Origin of the sequence: Saccharothrix sp. HUAS TT1, from assembly GCF_040744945.1 — a bacterium.
In the GTDB taxonomy this organism is placed as follows: domain Bacteria; phylum Actinomycetota; class Actinomycetes; order Mycobacteriales; family Pseudonocardiaceae; genus Actinosynnema.
Window position 1 is genome coordinate 3,210,759 of the sequence record NZ_CP160453.1, and the last position, 17,668, is coordinate 3,228,426.

The 17,668-nt window shown below is 75.5% G+C and carries 7 protein-coding genes and 1 pseudogene; 6 read left to right on the forward strand and 2 right to left on the reverse strand.

Annotated elements, in window-relative coordinates; genetic code table 11:
• Genes AB0F89_RS15905 through AB0F89_RS15925 form a run of 5 tightly spaced genes read left to right on the forward strand, consistent with a single transcriptional unit; the run spans position 1 to position 14,504 of the window.
• Positions 1 to 5,070, forward strand: a complete 5,070-nt coding sequence (locus AB0F89_RS15905; protein WP_367136891.1) for an SDR family NAD(P)-dependent oxidoreductase — start codon at positions 1 to 3, stop codon at positions 5,068 to 5,070.
• A 23-nt stretch (positions 5,071 to 5,093) separates the two neighbouring features.
• Positions 5,094 to 11,168: a thioester reductase domain-containing protein gene (locus AB0F89_RS15910; protein WP_367136893.1), complete on the forward strand. Its 6,075-nt coding sequence runs from the start codon at positions 5,094 to 5,096 to the stop codon at positions 11,166 to 11,168.
• A 7-nt stretch (positions 11,169 to 11,175) separates the two neighbouring features.
• Entirely contained in the window at positions 11,176 to 12,750 is a 1,575-nt protein-coding gene (locus AB0F89_RS15915; protein WP_367136895.1) for an acyl-CoA carboxylase subunit beta, read from the forward strand.
• Positions 12,747 to 12,929, forward strand: coding sequence for an acyl-CoA carboxylase epsilon subunit (locus tag AB0F89_RS15920; RefSeq protein WP_367136897.1), 183 nt, complete (start codon positions 12,747 to 12,749; stop codon positions 12,927 to 12,929). Before AB0F89_RS15915 ends, AB0F89_RS15920 begins: the two co-directional genes overlap by 4 nt.
• A gap of 27 nt (positions 12,930 to 12,956) precedes the next feature.
• Entirely contained in the window at positions 12,957 to 14,504 is a 1,548-nt protein-coding gene (locus AB0F89_RS15925; RefSeq protein WP_367136899.1) for an aspartate aminotransferase family protein, read from the forward strand.
• 594 nt (positions 14,505 to 15,098) lie between these two features.
• On the opposite strand, the pseudogene AB0F89_RS15930 reads toward AB0F89_RS15925, so the two are convergent.
• A pseudogene (locus AB0F89_RS15930) lies at positions 15,099 to 16,688 on the reverse strand (helicase-associated domain-containing protein); the annotation flags it as partial.
• Here AB0F89_RS15930 and AB0F89_RS15935 point away from each other — a divergent pair.
• Positions 16,596 to 17,252, forward strand: coding sequence for a DUF2461 domain-containing protein (locus AB0F89_RS15935; RefSeq protein WP_367136901.1), 657 nt, complete (start codon positions 16,596 to 16,598; stop codon positions 17,250 to 17,252). The pseudogene AB0F89_RS15930 and the gene AB0F89_RS15935 sit on opposite strands and share 93 nt — an antisense overlap.
• Before the next feature lie 42 nt (positions 17,253 to 17,294).
• Here AB0F89_RS15935 and AB0F89_RS15940 read toward each other — a convergent pair whose 3' ends face one another.
• Positions 17,295 to 17,645: a VanZ family protein gene (locus tag AB0F89_RS15940; protein WP_367136903.1), complete on the reverse strand. Its 351-nt coding sequence runs from the start codon at positions 17,643 to 17,645 to the stop codon at positions 17,295 to 17,297.
• Between the last annotated feature and the right edge of the window lie 23 nt (positions 17,646 to 17,668).

A 17,668-nucleotide genomic window follows, 5' to 3' on the forward strand; every position in this document is an offset into this window, starting at 1 on the left:
GTGGCTGACGAGGACAAACTCCGCGACTACCTGAAGCGTGCCATCGCCGACGCCCGGGACGCCCGCCGCCGGTTGAAGGAGGTCGAGGACCGCGAGCAGGAACCCGTCGCGATCGTCTCGACGGCCTGCCGCTACCCCGGCGGGGTGCGCTCGCCGGAAGACCTGTGGCGGCTCGTCGCCGACGGCGTCGACGCGGTGTCGGACTTCCCGGACAACCGGGGCTGGCCCGACGGGCTCTACGACCCGGACCCCGACCGGGTCGGCCGGTCCTACTCGCGGCGCGGCGGGTTCCTGCACGACGCCGACCGGTTCGACCCCGCGTTCTTCGGCATGTCGCCGCGCGAGGCGCTGGCCGTGGACCCGCAGCAGCGGCTGCTGATGGAGACGACGTGGGAGGCGTTCGAACGGGCCGGTGTCGACCCGCACTCGGTGCGGGGCAGCCGCACCGGGGTGTTCACCGGCGTGATGTACAACGACTACGGGTCGCGCGCGCACCTGCCGGGGCGTGACTTCGAGGGGTACCTGTTCAGCGGCAGCGCGGGCAGCGTCGCGTCCGGCCGGGTGGCCTACGCGTTCGGGCTGGAGGGCCCGGCGGTCTCGGTCGACACCGCGTGCTCGTCGTCCCTGGTGGCCCTGCACCTCGCGGTGACGGCGCTGCAACGCCGCGAGTGCGACCTGGCGCTGGCCGGCGGCGCGACGGTGATGTCGACGCCCGTGGCGTTCGTCGAGTTCTCCCGGCTGCGCGGGCTCGCGCCGGACGGCCGGTGCAAGTCGTTCGGCGCCGGCGCCGACGGCACCGGGTGGGCCGAGGGCGTCGGCCTGCTGCTGCTGGAACGGTTGTCGGACGCGCGGCGGCACGGGCACCGGGTGCTGGCCGTGGTGCGCGGCAGCGCGGTGAACCAGGACGGCGCGTCCAACGGGCTCACCGCGCCGAACGGTCCCGCGCAGGAGCGGGTGATCCGGCAGGCGCTGGCGCGAGCACGACTGTCCACTTCGGACGTCGACCTGGTGGAGGCGCACGGCACCGGCACGGTGCTGGGCGATCCGATCGAGGCGAACGCCCTGCTCGCGACGTACGGCCAGGACCGCGTCGGCGAGCCGCTGTGGCTGGGGTCGCTGAAGTCGAACATCGGGCACGCCCAGGCGGCGGCCGGGGTCGGCGGCGTGATCAAGGTGGTGGAGGCGATGCGGCACGGCGTGCTGCCGCGCACCCTGCACGCCGACACGCCCTCGCCGCACGTGGACTGGTCGGCCGGCGCGGTGTCGCTGCTGACCCGGGAACGGCCGTGGCCCGCGGTCGACCGGCCCCGGCGGGCGGCGGTGTCGTCGTTCGGCTTCGGCGGGACGAACGCGCACGTGATCGTGGAGCAGGCGCCGGAGGTCGCCGGAGCGCCCGACGAGGCCGTCACCGGACCGCCCGGCCCGGCCGTCGTGCCCTGGGTGCTGTCGGCGGCGTCCGCCGAGGCGCTGCGGGAGCAGGCCGACCGGCTGCTGACCGCGGTCGGGTCGGCGGACGCGGCCGGTTCACCCGCGGACGTCGGCTTCTCGCTGGCGACCGGGCGCGCCGCGCTGGACCACCGCGCGGTGGTCGTGGGCGCGGACCGGGAGTCGTTGCTGCGGGGGGTGGCGGCGGTGGCGTCGGACGCCCCGGCGGCGGACGTGGTGCTCGGCGTGCGCGGTGGCGGGAAGACGGCGTTCCTGTTCACCGGGCAGGGGTCGCAGCGCGCGGGCATGGGCCTCGCGCTGGCGGCCGGGTTCCCGGTGTTCGCGGCGGTCTTCGACGAGGTGTGCGCGCGGTTCTCGACGGACCGGCCGCTGCGGTCGGTCATCGGGTCCGGGGACGACCTGGACCTGACCGGGTACGCGCAGCCGGCGCTGTTCGCGCTGCAGGTGGCCCTGTTCCGGCTGGTGGAGTCGTGGGGTGTGCGGCCGGACGTGGTGGTCGGGCACTCGATCGGCGAACTGGCCGCCGCGCACGTGGCCGGGGTGCTCTCGCTGGAGGACGCCTGCCGGGTGGTCGAGGCGCGCGGGAAGCTGATGCAGGCGTTGCCGGTGGGCGGCGCGATGATCGCTGTGCAGGCGTCTGAGGACGAGGTGCTGCCGCTGCTGCGGCCGGGTGTGGCGGTGGCGGCGGTGAACGGGCCGACGTCGGTGGTGATCTCCGGTGACGAGGACGAGACCGAGCAGGTGGCCGCCGCGCTGACCGCCCTGGGGCGCAAGACCAAGCGGCTGACGGTGAGCCACGCGTTCCACTCGTCGCACATGGACCCGATGCTCGAAGAGTTCCGCGAGGTCGTCCGGGGCGTGACCCTGGCCGAGCCGCGGACCTCCTACGTCTCGACGGTCGGCGAGGCGGCGTCCTGGACCTCGCCCGACTACTGGGTGGACCAGGTCCGCCGACCGGTGCGCTTCCACGACGCGGTCACCCGGCTGGTCGACCAGGGCGTCACCGCGGCGCTCGAACTCGGGCCGGACGCGGTGCTGACGGCGCTGGTCCCCGAAGGCGTGACGGCGGTGCCGCTGCTGCGCGCCGCCCGCCCCGAACCGACCGCCGCCGTGACGGCGCTCGGCCGCCTGCACGCGGTCGGCGTCGAGGTGGACTGGCGGGCGTTCTTCGGCGGTGGCCGGTTCGTGGACCTGCCCACCTACGCGTTCCAGCGCGAGCGCTACTGGCTGGACCCGGTCACCTCCGACGACGGGCACCCGCTGCTCGGCGACCAGGTGGCGGTGGCGGGCACCGGCGAGGCGCTGTTCACCGGCCGGGTGACGGCGGACCGGCTGCCGTGGCTGCCGGAGCCGTTCGGCACGCCGGTGCTGCCGGGCTCGGCCCTCGTGGAGGTGGCACTGCGGGCGGGTGGCGAGCTCGGCACGCCCGCGGTGGCGGAACTGCTCGTGCACGCCCCGGTGGCGTTGACCGGGCCGGTGCGCCTCCAGCTGCGCGCGGGCGCCGCCGACGGCGGCCGGCGCGCGGTGACCATCCACGCCAGGGCGGACGACCAGGTGGACTGGACGTTGCACGCCACCGGGACGCTCACCGCCGACGAGCGCGCGGCGGCGCCGGTGGCCGGCCGGCGGGACGAGCACGCGGTGGCCCCGGAGGACGCGTCCCGCTACGGCCTGCACCCGGCGTTGTCGGCCGCGGCGCTGGGGGAGGGCGACCGGCTGGCGCACGTGTGGCGCGACGTCCGCCTGCACGCCACCGGAGCGGCGGTCGTGTGGGCCGCGGCGGGCCCGGGCGGCGGGCTGGAACTCGTCGACGCGGCCGGGTCCCCCGTGTTGAGCGTCGGGGCCGTCGAACTCCGGGCGATCGGGTCGGCGGAGGTGGGGACCTCGCTGCCCCTGCACGAGACGCGCTGGGTCGCGCTGCCCGACGACATCGGTGAGCACGCGGTCAGCTGGGCGTCGGCCGAGGACCCCGCGCACCCCCGCGCGGACGCGGTGTTCGCCGACTTCCGGTCCACCGACACCGACACCGACACCGACACCGACACCGACACCGACGTCGTCGCGTCCGTCCACCGCCGGGCCGCGGCCGCGCTCGACCTGGTCCGGCGCTGGTCGGCGCGGGAGGACCCGGGCAAGCTCGTCGTGCTCACGCGGGTGGACGACCTGGCGGGCGCGGCGGTCACCGGGCTGCTGCGGTCCGTGCGGTCCGAGAACCCCGGTCGCGTGCTCACCGTCGCCCTCGACGGCGAGGACATCCCGTTCGACGCGCTCGCCCGCCTGGTCGCGACCGGTGAGCCGGAGGCCGAGGTCCGGGGCGGTGTCACCTCCGTGCCCAGGCTGGAGCGGCTGACCGGGACCGGAGGCACGCCCGAGTGGGGCGGAACGGTGCTGATCACCGGCGCCGGCGCGCTGGCCTCGGAGGTGGCCCGGCACCTGGTCACCGCGCACGGCGTCACCGACCTGCTGGTGGTGAGCAGGCGCGGCGATCGGGCGCCGGGGGCGGCCGACCTGGCCGCGCGGCTCACCGGGCTGGGCGCGACCGTGCGGATCGAGGCGTGCGACGTCGCCGACCGGGACGCGCTGGCCGCGGTGATCGCCGGCGTCCGCCTCACCGCCGTCGTCCACACGGCGGGCGTGCTGGACAACGGCCTCGCGCCGGACCTGACCGCCGACCGGCTGGCCGCCGTGCTGCGGCCCAAGGTCGACGGCGCCTGGCACCTGCACGAACTCGTCGGGGACGTGCGGGCGTTCGTCCTGTTCTCGTCGGTCGTCGGCGTCCTCGGCGGACCGGGGCAGGCCAACTACGCCGCCGCGAACGCGTTCCTGGACGCCCTCGCCGCCCACCGGGCCGCCGCGGGGCTGCCCGCGACGTCGATCGCCTGGGGGCTGTGGGCGCGGCCGGGTGGCATCAACGCGGAGCTGGACGAGGTCGCCCGCAACCGGTTCGCGCGGGACGGCTTCCGGCCGGTCACCACCGAGGAGGGCCTGGCCCTGCTCGACGCCGCGCTGGCGAGCGGTCGGCCGGCGCTGACCGCGACACCGCTGCGGGCCAAGCCGCGCACCGCCCGGCGCGTGGCGGCGGGGCAGTCCGCGGCCGACTTCGCGGCCAGGCTCAGGGCGCTGGACCCGGCCGGGCGGGAGCGGGTCGTGCTGGACCTCGTCCGCGCCGAGGCCGCCGCCGTGCTCGGCTTCCCGGACACCGCGCAGGTTCCCGCCGACCGGCCGTTCCAGGAGCTCGGGTTCGACTCGCTGACCGCGGTGGACCTGCGCAACCGGCTCGGCGCGACCACCGGTGTCGCGCTGCCCGCCACCGCCGTGTTCGACCACCCGACGCCGAACGCGCTGGCCGCCCTCGTGCTCGGTGAGGCGGCGCCGACCGGGAAGTCGCCGGTGCTCACCGAGCTGGACCGGCTGGAAGCCGCGTTGTCCGGCGTGGCGCGGGACGCGGCGGACCGGCGCGGCAAGGAGCACGCCGAGGTCGCCGCGCGGCTGCGCACGCTGCTCGTCCGCTGGACCGGGACGGGGGACGAGCAGCCGGACCACCACCCGGAGGTGATCACCTCGGCCACCGCGGACGAGATCTTCGACTTCATCGACAACCAGCTCGGCCGCGCGTCGAGCTGACCGACGAGGAGCAAGCAGGAGCCATGTCGAAAGAAGAGAAGCTCGTCGACTACCTCAAATGGGTGACAGCCGACCTGCAGAAGGCGCGGCAGCGGATCGCGCAGCTCGAATCCGGCCTGGAGGAGCCGGTGGCGATCGTCGGCATGGCCTGCCGGTTCCCCGGCGGGGTCCGCACCCCGGACGACCTGTGGCGGCTGGTCGCCGACGGCGGTGACGCCATCTCGCCTTTCCCCGACGACCGGGGCTGGGACCTGGAGCGGCTGTACGACGAGGACCCGGCCACGCCCGGCACGTCCTACAGCCGCGAGAGCGGGTTCCTGGATCGGGCGGGCGAGTTCGACGCGGGCTTCTTCGGCATCTCGCCGCGCGAGGCGCTGGCCATGGACCCCCAGCAGCGGGTGCTGCTGGAGACCGCCTGGGAGGCGTTCGAGGACGCGGGCATCGACCCGGCCGCGCTGCGCGGCGACCCGGTCGGGGTGTTCGTGGGCGCGGTCGAGCAGACCTACCTGCCGCTGGAGGGCCCGGAGGAGTTCGAGGGCTACCTGATGACCGGCAAGCTGGGCAGCGTCGCGTCCGGCCGGGTGTCCTACACGTTCGGGTTCGAGGGCCCGGCCGTCACGGTCGACACCGCGTGCTCGTCGTCCCTGGTGGCCCTGCACCTCGCGGTGCAGTCGGTGCGGCGCGGCGAGTCGACCATGGCCCTCGCGGGCGGCGCCACGATCACCGCCACGCCCGGCGGGTTCGTCGACTTCGCCCGCCAGCGCGGGCTCGCGCCGGACGGCCGGTGCAAGTCGTTCGCCGCGGCGGCGGACGGCACGAGCTGGTCCGAGGGCGTCGGCCTGCTGCTGGTCGAGCGGCTGTCGGACGCGCGGCGGCACGGGCACCGGGTGCTGGCCGTGGTGCGCGGCAGCGCGGTGAACCAGGACGGCGCGTCCAACGGCCTCACCGCGCCCAACGGTCCCGCGCAGGAGCGCGTGATCCGGCAGGCGCTGGCCGACGCCAAGCTCGACGTGTCCGACGTGGACGCCGTGGAGGCGCACGGCACCGGCACCAGGCTCGGCGACCCGATCGAGGCGCGGGCCCTGCTGGCCACCTACGGCCAGGGCCGCACCGGCGAGCCGCTGTGGCTGGGGTCGCTGAAGTCGAACATCGGGCACGCGGTGGCGGCGGCCGGCGTCGGCGGCGTGATCAAGGTCGTGCAGGCCCTCCGGCACGGCGTGCTGCCCAGGACGCTGCACGTGGACGAGCCGACGCCGATGGTGGACTGGTCGGCGGGCGCGGTGTCGCTGCTGACGTCGACCCGGCCGTGGCCGGAGGTCGACCGGCCGCGCCGGGCCGCCGTGTCGGCGTTCGGGGTGAGCGGCACCAACGCGCACGTGATCCTCGAACAGCCACCCGCGTCCGAACCCGTCGCCCCGGCGCTCCGGACGCCCACCGCGGTGCCGTGGGTGTTCTCGGCGAAGACACCGGACGCGCTGCGGCGGCAGGCCGGGCGCCTGGCGGACGTGGGCGGTCGGCCGCTGGACGTGGCGTACTCGTTGACCGCGAGCCGGGCCGCGCTGGAGCACCGGGCGGCCGTCGTGTCGGACGACCCCGCGGCGGCGCTGCGGGCGTTCGCGGCGGGGGAGGGCGGCCCCGACGTGGTGACCGGCTCCCCGGCCGGGGGCGGGCTCGGGCTGCTGTTCACCGGGCAGGGCGCGCAGCGCGCCGGCATGGGGTCGGCGCTGGCGCGTGAGTTCCCGGTGTTCGCCGAGGTGTTCGAGGACGTGTGCTCGCGGTTCTCGGGTTCGGTTCGCGAGGTTGTGGGTTCTGGCGCCGGTGTCGACGAGACGGGCTTCGCGCAGCCCGCGTTGTTCGCTTTCGAGGTCGCGCTGTTCCGGTTGTTGGAGTCGTGGGGTGTGCGGCCCGATTTCGTGGTGGGGCATTCGGTCGGCGAACTGGCCGCGGCTTATGCGGCGGGTGTGTGGTCGTTGGACGACGCCTGCGCGGTGGTCGAGGCGCGCGGGGAGCTGATGCAGGCGTTGCCCACCGGCGGCGCGATGTTCGCGGTGCAGGCGTCCGAGGACGAAGTGCTCCCGCTGGTCGAGGGGCAGCTGCGGCTGGCGCTCGCGGCGGTGAACGGGCCGAACGCGGTGGTGATCTCCGGTGACGAGCGCGCCGCCGGAGCGGTCGCGGCGCGGTTGGCCGCGGCCGGGCGCAGGACGAAGCGGTTGGCGGTGAGCCACGCGTTCCACTCACCGCTCATGGACCCGATGCTGGAGGCGTTCCGCGCCGTCGTGCGCGAGACGACCCTTGAGCCCGCCCGCATCCCCTACATCTCCACGGTCGCCGGGACCGGTTCGTGGCACTCGCCCGACTACTGGGTGGAGCAGGTCCGCCGGCCGGTGCGCTTCCGGGACGCGGTGGACGCCCTGCTCGCCGAGCGGGTCACCACGCTGCTGGAGGTCGGCCCCGGTCCGGTGCTGACCGCGATGGCCGCGCAGTGGGTCGGCGAGCCCGCCGCCGCGCTGGCCTCGGTGCGCGCCGACCGGCCCGAACCCGAGTCGGTGGTCACCGCGCTGGCCGCGCTGCACGTGCGCGGTGCGGCCGTGGACTGGGAAGCGTTCTACGAGGGCACCGGCGCCCGGCGCGTCGACCTGCCGTTCTACCCGTTCCAGCGGGACCGCCACTGGCTGACCCCGCCCACCGCCGACGCCGCCGGGCTCGGGCTGGGCCGGGTCGACCACCCGGTGCTCGGCACGGCCGTCGACGTCGCGGGCACCGGGCAGACCGTGCTGTCCGGCCGGCTGTCGCCCCGCGACCCGGCGTCACCGGCGGTGCTGGTGGAGTGGGCGTTGCGGGCGGCGGACGAGGTCGGCTGCACGGTGGTGGACGAGCTGACCGTCCGGACGCCCCTGGTGGTGGACCGCGCGCTCCAGGTGCAGGTGGTGGTGGAGGCGGCGGAAGCGGACGGACGCCGTCCGGTCGCCGTCCACAGCCGCCCGGACGCCGACCTCGCGTGGACCACGCACGCCGTCGGCCACCTGGCGCTGGGCGGTCCCGCTCCGGCCGCGTTCGAGTCCGGCGACGTGGTGGAGGTGGCCGACGCGGCGGGGCACGAGCTGCACCCGGCGCTGCTGGAGGCGGCGGTCGGTCCCGGGTTCGCGCACCACTGGCGGTCGGTGCGGCTGCACGCGGGCGGCGCGACGGCCCTGCGGGTCCGCCGGACCCGGACGCCGGACGGGGTCGCGGTCGACGCGGTCACCCCCGGCGGCACGCCGGTGCTGACGGTGGGCGCGGTGCGCACCCGGCCGGTGGTCGAGCCGGACCGGGGGCGGCCCCACGACTCGCTGTTCGGCACCGAGTGGACGCGGATCGTCGCGCCGGAGCCCGCGACGGCGGTGCGGTGGCGGACCCTCGGCCCCGACCAGGCCGACGCCGACGTGTCCGGTGTGGACGCCGTCGCGGTGCCGTTCGCGACGGGCGCCGAAGACGCGCCGGCCGCCGTGCACCGGATGACGCGGGAGGCGTTGGCGTTCGTCCAGCGCTGGCTGGCGGACGACGGCCTGGCCGGCACCGCGCTGGTCGTGATCACCCGGCGGGCGGTGGCCGCGGCCGGTGAGCCGCGCGACCCGGCCGCCGCGGCGGTGTGGGGCCTGGTCCGGTCGGCCCAGGCGGAGGCGCCGGGGCGGATCGTGCTGGTCGACGTGGACCACCTGGCCGACCCCGGCACGTCCCGGCTGGACGCGGTGCTGGCCTCCGGCCAGGCCCAGGCGGCGGTCCGCAACGGCGAGGTGCTGGTGCCGAGGCTGACCCGGCTCGACCCGACCGACGACGGGGACGGGCCGCGGTGGGACGCCGGCGGCACCGTCCTGGTCACCGGTGGCACGGGCGCGCTCGGCGCCCTCGTCGCCCGCCACCTGGTCACCGCCCACGGCGTGCCCCGCCTGCTCCTCACCAGCCGCCGGGGCGCCGACAGCCCCGGCGCGGCCCGGCTCCGGGCGGAGCTGACCGCCCTCGGCGCGCACGTCGACGTCGTCGCCTGCGACGTCGGCGACCGCGACGCCGTCACCGGGCTCCTCGCCGCCATCCCGGCCGAGCACCCGCTGACCGGCGTCGTGCACACGGCGGGCGTCCTGGACGACGCCGTCATCGGCTCGCTCACCCCCGAGCGGCTGTCCGCCGTGCTCGCGCCCAAGGCCGACGCGGCCTGGCACCTGCACGAGGCGACCAGGCGCCTCGACCTCACCGCGTTCGTCCTGTTCTCCTCCATCGCGGGCGTCATCGGCGGGCCGGGGCAGGGCAACTACGCCGCCGCGAACGTCGCCCTCGACGCCCTCGCCGAGCACCGCGCCGCGCTCGGCCTCCCGGCGACGTCGATCGCCTGGGGCCTGTGGGCGGGCGTCGGCGGCCTCGGCGGGCACCTGGAGGAGGCCGACCTCAAGCGCATCGCCCGCACCGGGTTCCTGCCGGTGACCGCCGAGACCGGGCCCGGCCTGCTGGACGCGGCGCTGGCCAGTTGCGTCCCCGCGGTGGTCGCCACGCCGATCGACGTGCCGACCCTGCGGGCCCGGCCGGACCGGGCGCCCGCGATCCTCTCCGGCCTCACCCGCGCCACCGCGCGGCCGAAGGCCGCCGACCGGGCGGACGCCGCCCCCGACCTGGCCGACCTGACCGGGGCCCGGCGCCGGGAGGCCGTGCTGGACGTGGTGCGCGCCGAGGCGGCGCAGGTGCTCGGCCACACCGCGGGCATCGAGCCCGACCGGAACCTGGCCGACCTCGGGTTCGACTCGCTCACCTCGGTCGAGCTGCGCAACCGGCTGGCCGCGGCCACCGGCCTGGCGCTGCCCGCCACGCTGGTGTTCGACCACCCCACGCCGGCCGCGCTCGCCGACCACCTGCACGCGGGGATGGCCGAGGGGGAGGACCCCGCGGGAGCGGCCGACGAGGTCGACTACACCGCCGACATCGCGCTGGCCGACGACATCCGCCCGGCCGCCGAGGTCGTCCGGGTCGCGGTCGACCCGCGCGAGGTCTTCCTCACCGGCGCGACCGGCTTCCTGGGCGCCTTCCTGCTGCGCGACCTCCTCCGCGACACCGACGCCCGCGTGCACTGCCTCGTGCGCGCGGACAGCGAGGAGCAGGCCCGGGAAAAGCTCGACGCGAACCTCCGCTGGTACCAGGTGGACGTCGACCGCTCCAGGGTGTCCGTCGTCGTCGGCGACCTGGCCGCGCCCCGCCTGGGGCTCACCGAGGAGCGGTTCGACGGGCTGGCCGCCGCGGTCGACGTCGTCTTCCACGCCGGCGCGACGGTCAACTGGCTGCGCTCCTACGACGAGCTGAAGGTCCCCAACGTGCGCGGCACCGAGGAGGTGCTGCGGCTGGCCGCGCGGCACCGCACGGTCCCCGTGCACCACGTGTCCACGGTCGGCGTGTTCCCGGCCGTGGTCGAACCGGGCGTGCCGCTCAAGGTCGGCGACCCGACCGGCCCGGCCGAAGCCCTGCCCAGCAACTACCTGCGCACCAAGTGGGTCGCCGAGCGGGTGGTCGACCTCGCCCGCGACCGCGGCCTGCCGGTCTCCGTCTACCGGGTGGACGTGATCTCCGGCGACCAGGACAACGGCGCCTGCCAGACGCGCGACTTCGTCTGGCTCGGGCTGAAGGGCCTGGTGCAGGCGCGGGCCGTGCCGGCGGGCCTGAAGGGCGCCGTGCACATGGTGCCGGTCGACTACGTCTCCGCGGGCATCACCGCGCTCGCCCGCCGGGAGCACGGCCGCACGTTCCACTTCCACAACCCCGGCCACCAGGGCTTCGGCGACTTCGTGGAGCACCTGAGGACGTTGGGCTACCCGTTGCGCGAGGTGGACCGCGACGCCTTCCGCGCGCACGTGCGCGCCGACCGCGACAACGCCCTGCTGCCGCTGCTGGACGCGTTCGAGCTGATGGCCGCGGACAGCGACGCCTTCTACCCGCCCATCGACACCACCGAGACCGACGCGGCGCTGGAACCCGCCGGGGTGCGCTGCCCGGTCGTCGGGGAGGACCTGTTCGCCAAGTACGTCGACTTCTTCGTGCGCGCCGGGTACCTCCCGCCCGCCCCGTCGCGAACTCTGGATTGAGGGGACCATGACTGTCACCGATGAAGCGCCGCGCGACCTGCGCGCCCGCGTCGCCGAACTGCGCGCGTTGCGCGAGCAGGTCGAGCCGGGACCGCTCGCGAAGGCGTCGCGGGCGCAGCACGACCGCGGCAAGCTGACCGTGCGGGAACGCCTCGACCTGCTGTTCGACGAGGGCACGTTCCGCGAGATCGAACCGCTGCGCCGGCACCGGGCCACCGGGTTCGGCCTGGAGGACCGCCGGCCGCACACCGACGGCGTGGTCACCGGCTGGGGCCGCGTCCACGGCCGCACCGCGTTCGTCTACGCGCACGACTTCCGCATCTTCGGCGGGTCGCTCGGCGAGGCGCACGCCGAGAAGATCCACAAGGTGATGGACCTCGCCGAGTCGGCGGGCGCGCCCATCATCAGCCTCAGCGACGGCGCGGGCGCGCGCATCCAGGAGGGCGTCTCCGCGCTCGCGGGCTACGGCGGCATCTTCCGCCGCAACGTCCGGGCGTCCGGGGTGATCCCGCAGATCAGCGTGATGCTCGGGCCGTGCGCGGGCGGCGCGACGTACTCGCCCGCGCTGACCGACTTCGTGTTCATGGTGCGCGGGATCTCGCAGATGTTCATCACCGGGCCGGACGTGGTGCGGTCGGTGACCGGCGAGGACATCACGCACGAGCAGCTGGGCGGCGCGGACGCGCACGCCGGCGTGTCGGGCGCGGCGCAGTTCCTCTACGACGACGAGGTCGAGTGCCTGGCCGACGTCCGGCACCTGGTGTCGATGCTGCCCGCGAACAACCGCGAGCTGCCACCGGTCGTGGCGCCGGACGACCCGGCCGACCGGGAGAACACCGCGCTGCTCGACCTCGTGCCCGCCGACCCGAACCGGGCCTACGACATGCGCGCGGTGATCGAGGACGTCGTGGACGACGGCGACCTGTTCGAGGTGCACGCCAACTGGGCGACCAACATCGTCTGCGGCCTCGCCCGGCTCGACGGGCACGTGGTCGGCATCGTGGCCAACCAACCGGCCTCCCTCGCGGGCGTGCTCGACATCCACGCCTCGGAGAAGGCGGCGCGGTTCGTGCAGACGTGCGACTCGTTCAGCATCCCGCTGGTGACGCTGGTCGACGTGCCCGGCTTCCTGCCGGGTCGCGAGCAGGAGCACGGCGGGATCATCCGGCACGGCGCGAAGCTGCTCTACGCGTACTGCGCGGCGACCGTGCCCCGCATCCAGGTGATCCTGCGTAAGGCTTACGGCGGCGCGTACATCGTGATGGACTCCCGGTCGATCGGCGCCGACCTGTCGTTCGCCTGGCCCATCAACGAGATCGCGGTGATGGGCGCCGAGGGCGCGGCGAACGTCGTGTTCCGCCGCGAGATCGCCACCGCCCCCGACCCGGAGGTGGCGCGGGCGCAGCGGATCAAGGAGTACCAGCGCGAGCTGGTGCACCCGTACTACGCGGCCGAGCGCGGTCTGGTCGACGACGTCATCGACCCGGCGCACACCCGGTCCACGCTGATCGACGCGCTGGCCGTGCTGCGCGCCAAGCGCGTCGACCTCCCGTCCCGCAAGCACGGGAACCCGCCGACGTGACGGGCGCGCCGTTCCTGCGGGTGGACCGCGGCGAGCCCAGCCCCGAGGAGCTGGCGGCCGTCGCGGTCGCCCTGCACGCCCTGCACGCCCTGTCGCGTGCCGAGAAGACCGCACCGCCACCCACTTCCGCGTCCACGTGGACCGCGAAGCCCTACCGCGCGCCCGGCGCGTGGAACTGATGTCCCTCCCAGGAGAAGAGGTCTCCGGTGACCGCCGTCCACAGTGAACGTGAACTCGCCGAACCGCACCTGCTCGGGTGGTTGTCGAGCATCGGCCTGGACGTCGAGTACGTCCGGGCCGAGGGGAACACGCTCTACCGGCGCGCCGAAGACGGTCGCGAGGTGCCGGTGCTCGACTTCGCGGGCGGCTACGGCTCGTTGATGCTCGGGCACAACCACCCCGCGATCGTGGCGCGCGCCCGGGAGCTGCTGGCCGCGGGGACGCCGATCCACGCCCAGTTCTCCCGGCACCCGTACGCCAACGAGGTGGCCAACCGGCTCAACCGGATCATCCGGCGCGAGCTGGACGACGACGAGGCGTTCTCGGCGATCTTCGCCAACAGCGGCGCGGAGGCCGTCGAAGCGGCGATCAAGCACGCCGAGCTGGACCGCGTGCTGCGCGCGGCCGAGCTGATGGCCGACGTCGAGGCCAACCTGGCGGCGTTGTCCGGCCCGATCGCGGCGAGCGCGCACGAGCGGGTCGGCAGCACGCCCGCGTCCGGGCGGGCCGGGCTGCTGGCCGCGATCGCCCGGCACAACGCCGAGGTCACCGCCCGCCCGCCGGTGTTCCTGACGCTGGAGGGCTCGTTCCACGGGAAGCTGGCGGGCAGCGTGCAGCTCACCCACAACGCCGACTACCGCACGCCGTTCGCGGCGCTCGCGGCGCAGGCGCGGTTCGTGCCGCTCGACCGGCCCGGCGCGGCGAAGGCCGTCGCGGACGAGGTGCGCGCGACCGTGCTGGACGTCGTGGTCGAGGGCGGCGAGGCGCGGGTGGTCGAGCGCGACTACCCGGTGGTCGCCGCGTTCCTGGTGGAACCCATCCAGGGCGAGGGCGGCATCAAGGTGGTGTCCGCCGAGCTGGCGGGCGAGATCCAGCAGGTGTGCGCCGACCTCGGCGCGCCGGTCGTGGTCGACGAGATCCAGAGCGGCATGGGCCGGTCCGGCGCGTTCCTGGCGAGTTCGCTGGTGGGGCTGCGCGGCGACTACTACGCGCTGGCCAAGAGCCTCGGCGGCGGTGTGGCGAAGGCGTCGGTGCTGCTGGTGCGCGAATCGCGGTACCGGCCCGACTTCGAGCTGGTGCACAGCTCGACGTTCGCGAAGGACGCGTTCTCCTGCCACATCGCGGCGACGGTGCTGGACCTGCTGGAGGCCGACGACGGCCGGGCCTACCGGCAGGCGGCGGAACTGGGCGGGAAGCTGACGGCCGCGCTGCGCGCCGTGCGATCGGACTACCCGGACGTCGTGAAGGACGTGCGCGGCCGGGGCCTGATGCTGGGGCTGGAGTTCCACTCGCAGGTCGGGGCGGCGTCACCGTCGATCCGCGCGAACGCGGGCCTGCTCGGCTACGTGATCGCCGGCTACCTGCTCCAGGCCCACGACATCCGCACCTTCCCGACCGCGAGCGCCGTGACCACGCTGCGGTTCGAACCGTCGATCCTGCTGACCGACGCCGAGATCGGCAGCCTGGACGCCGCCCTCCGCGCGGTGTGCGAGATCCTGCGCGCCCAGCCGGACGGGGGGTTCGCGACGTCCTGACCGCGGCCCGGCCCCTTCCGCGCGCCGGGAGGGGCCGGCCCCGGCCCCGGCCACCGCCCGCACCGAGCGGATGTGGCTGACCAGGAACTCGCGGTGCCCGCCGCACGGCCCGCAGTCGGCCTTCAGGTTGCCCGCCGCGTGGTCCACCGGCGTGATGACGTGCTTCACCGTGGTCCGCGGGCCGCTCGCCACCGCGATCTCCACCGACGTCCGGCTCACCAGCGCGTCCGCCAGCAGCACGACCTCCGAGTCGCGCAGCACCAGCGACTGGTCCCGCAGCAGCCGCACCGCGCCGACCCGCTGCGACTCCGCCGGCGGCAGCACGAACGTCGGCCGCGGCCGTTCCCGCTCCACCAGCGCCGCCGCCAGCTTCGCCAGCTCCTGCCCGGTCAGCGGCGCCCTCCACCCGTCGACGCCCACCCGTACCACCGGCGGTGGCGGCTCGGCCCGGCGCCGGGGCGCCCGCTCGATCACCGCCGCGCCGTCCGCGCCGGCCGTCGTCGGCGCGTAACCGGCCGCCCGCAACAGCGCCAACGTCTCGCCGACGGGCTTCGCCGACGCCAGCACCGTCGGACCCAGCGGCTGCAGCGACAGCGGCGCCAACGACCGGTGCCGGGCGATCTCGCCGAGCAGCACCGGGTCCTCGGTCCGCACGCAGCACGCCACCGGCGTCACCGTGATCCGCCCGTGCTGCCGCGCCACCTCTCGGACCAGGTGCTCCAAGGTCGGCGGCACGCCGTGCTCGGCCACCGACGCCAGCCGCGCCAGCAGCTCGTCCGGCGCGTGCCCCGCGTCCAGCGCCCGCCGCACGCTCTCGCCGCTGAACCGCCACCCGCCCGTCGCGCCGTCCGCGGCCAGGTCCAGCACCTCGCTCAGCCCGCGGCTCGGCAGCCCGGCCACCGCGGCGGTCAGGTCCGGCCGCAGGTGCGCCGTCGCCGCCGCCGGCGGCACGAACCGGCCCGCCACCCCGGCCACGTCGTCCGCCAGCACCGCCCGGCCGAGCGCGGTCGCCGCGCCCAGCGCCACCAACCCGACCGACTCGGCCTCCACCAGGGCCGCCTCGGTCGCCGACCGGCTGTGCGCGGCGGGGCGCGCCCACACCAGGTCCGCCACCACCTCGTGCCGGTGCTCGAACGCCTCGTCCTCACCCAGCTCCGCGTACCGCTCCAGCAGGCCGCGCCTGGTGCGGTCGCCCACGTCCGAGGAGGACGGCTCCGCCGACGCCGGGCCCTGCCTGCCCGGCGTCCACGTCAGCCGCGGCCACGCCCGCGCCAGCGCGGTCAACCGGTCCGCGGGCGAGGACGCGCGCCAGGCGTCCGACGGGCTGGTCGGCACCAGCCGGCCGTCGTCCACCGCGAGCAGCCGCGCCTGCACCGCCAGCCCCACCCACAGCCGCGCCCGGCCCTCGTCGGTCCGCAGCGCGCCCGCCACCCGCCGCAGCTCGCGCAGGCCGACCCCGGCCCGGCACACCACCTGGTCGACGTCGCACAGGTCGACCAGCCGCGTCACGCCGTCCACAGTGGACGTCGCGGGCGTGGTCGCGGCCCGGTCGGCGAAACCGCGGTGCTGCGGGACCCGGCGCGGCGCGCGCGGCGCGGGCGTGACGCGCCGCGGCGGCTCGTCCTCCACCAGCCGCAGCCCCGGCGAGCTGACCAACCGGCCCGCCTCCGACCACACCAGCGCCCGCGCCCGCAACCGCGCCAACGCCTTCTTCAGCTCCGCCCGCGACGCCTTCCCGTTGCAGCGCAACCGGTCCGCCACCAGCTCCACACCGGCCTCGTCGCCGAGCCGCAGCACGGTGTCCAGCACGTCCCGGCACGCCTGGTCGAGCCCGTCGACGGCCGCGCGCAACGACGCCGTCGTGGTCAGCTCGTCCGCCAGCGCCCGCAGCGAGTGGGGCCGGCGGTCGGCGGCGTCCCGGCGCAGCTCCAGGACGTCCCGGACCTCCTCCGCGGTCAGCTCGCGCAACCAGCCGGCCAGTGCCGATTTCCTACCCACCCGGCCGATTATGCACAGCCCGTGACCGCTCGGTGATGCGTTGCGATAGAGCGTTCGAATGAGCCACGAATGGACGAACGTAAGCTGTGCGCCGTGGAATTCAGCGGCTTCGGCGAACACGCCATCGACTTCTACGACGGACTCGTGGTCGACAACTCCAAGGCGTACTGGGAGGACCACAAGCACATCTACCAGCAGGACGTCCGTGCGTCGATGGAGGCGTTGCTCACCGCGCTGGAACCCGAGTTCGGGCCGGGAAAGGTCTTTCGGCCCTATCGCGACGTGCGGTTCAGCAAGGACAAGCGGCCTTACAAAGACCACTGCGGCGGTGTGGTCGAACTCGGTCGCGGTGGCGGGGCTCACTACGCGCAGGTCGGGACCGAGGGCCTGCTCGTGGCCGGCGGGTCGTTCGCCATGGCGTCGGACCAGCTCGCCCGCTACCGGTCGTCCGTCGACGACGACGTGCGCGGCCGGGCGCTGGAGGAGCTGCTGGCCGGGCTGACCGGCAGCGGCTGGGAGCTGCGCGGCGACAAGCTCAAGCGCGCGCCGCGCGGGGTGGACGTCGGGCACCCGCGGATCGAACTGCTCAAGCACAAGCGGCTGTACGTGGCGAAGGTGTGGCCGCCCGACGACGTGCTGCACGAGCCGGGCTGCCTGGACCGGGTGCGCGACGCCTGGCGCGAGGTCACGCCGCTGGTCGACTGGTGCGCCGACCACATCGGCCTGACCGAGGTGGGCTTCCGCCGCTGACGTCCCGCCCGACGTCCCGCCGCGGGCCTCTGCGAGGCGGCCTCACTCTGCTGGAGGGGTCCTCCGGTCCCGGGACGCCGACCGCGCCACCAGGTAGCCGAGACCGATGCCGGCGACGTCGACCAGGCCGTCCAGCACGTCCCCGCCACGCCCGAGCGCGGTGATGAGCCACTGCAACACTTCCGAGACCGCCGCGTAACCGATCAGGCCGGCCACGAGCGCCCGGACGGGCAGCCGCGCGAGCCACCCGGTGCCCGTGAGCAGCGCGAACAGCAGGAGGTGCACCACCTTGTCGGTGCCCGGCGGAGCCGTCGGCACACCTGACGCGGGGGTGAACAGCACGATGACGCTGAGCGACACCGCGACCACGAACGGAAGGATTCTGACGCCCACGGGGCAGATTCTGCCTGTTTCGC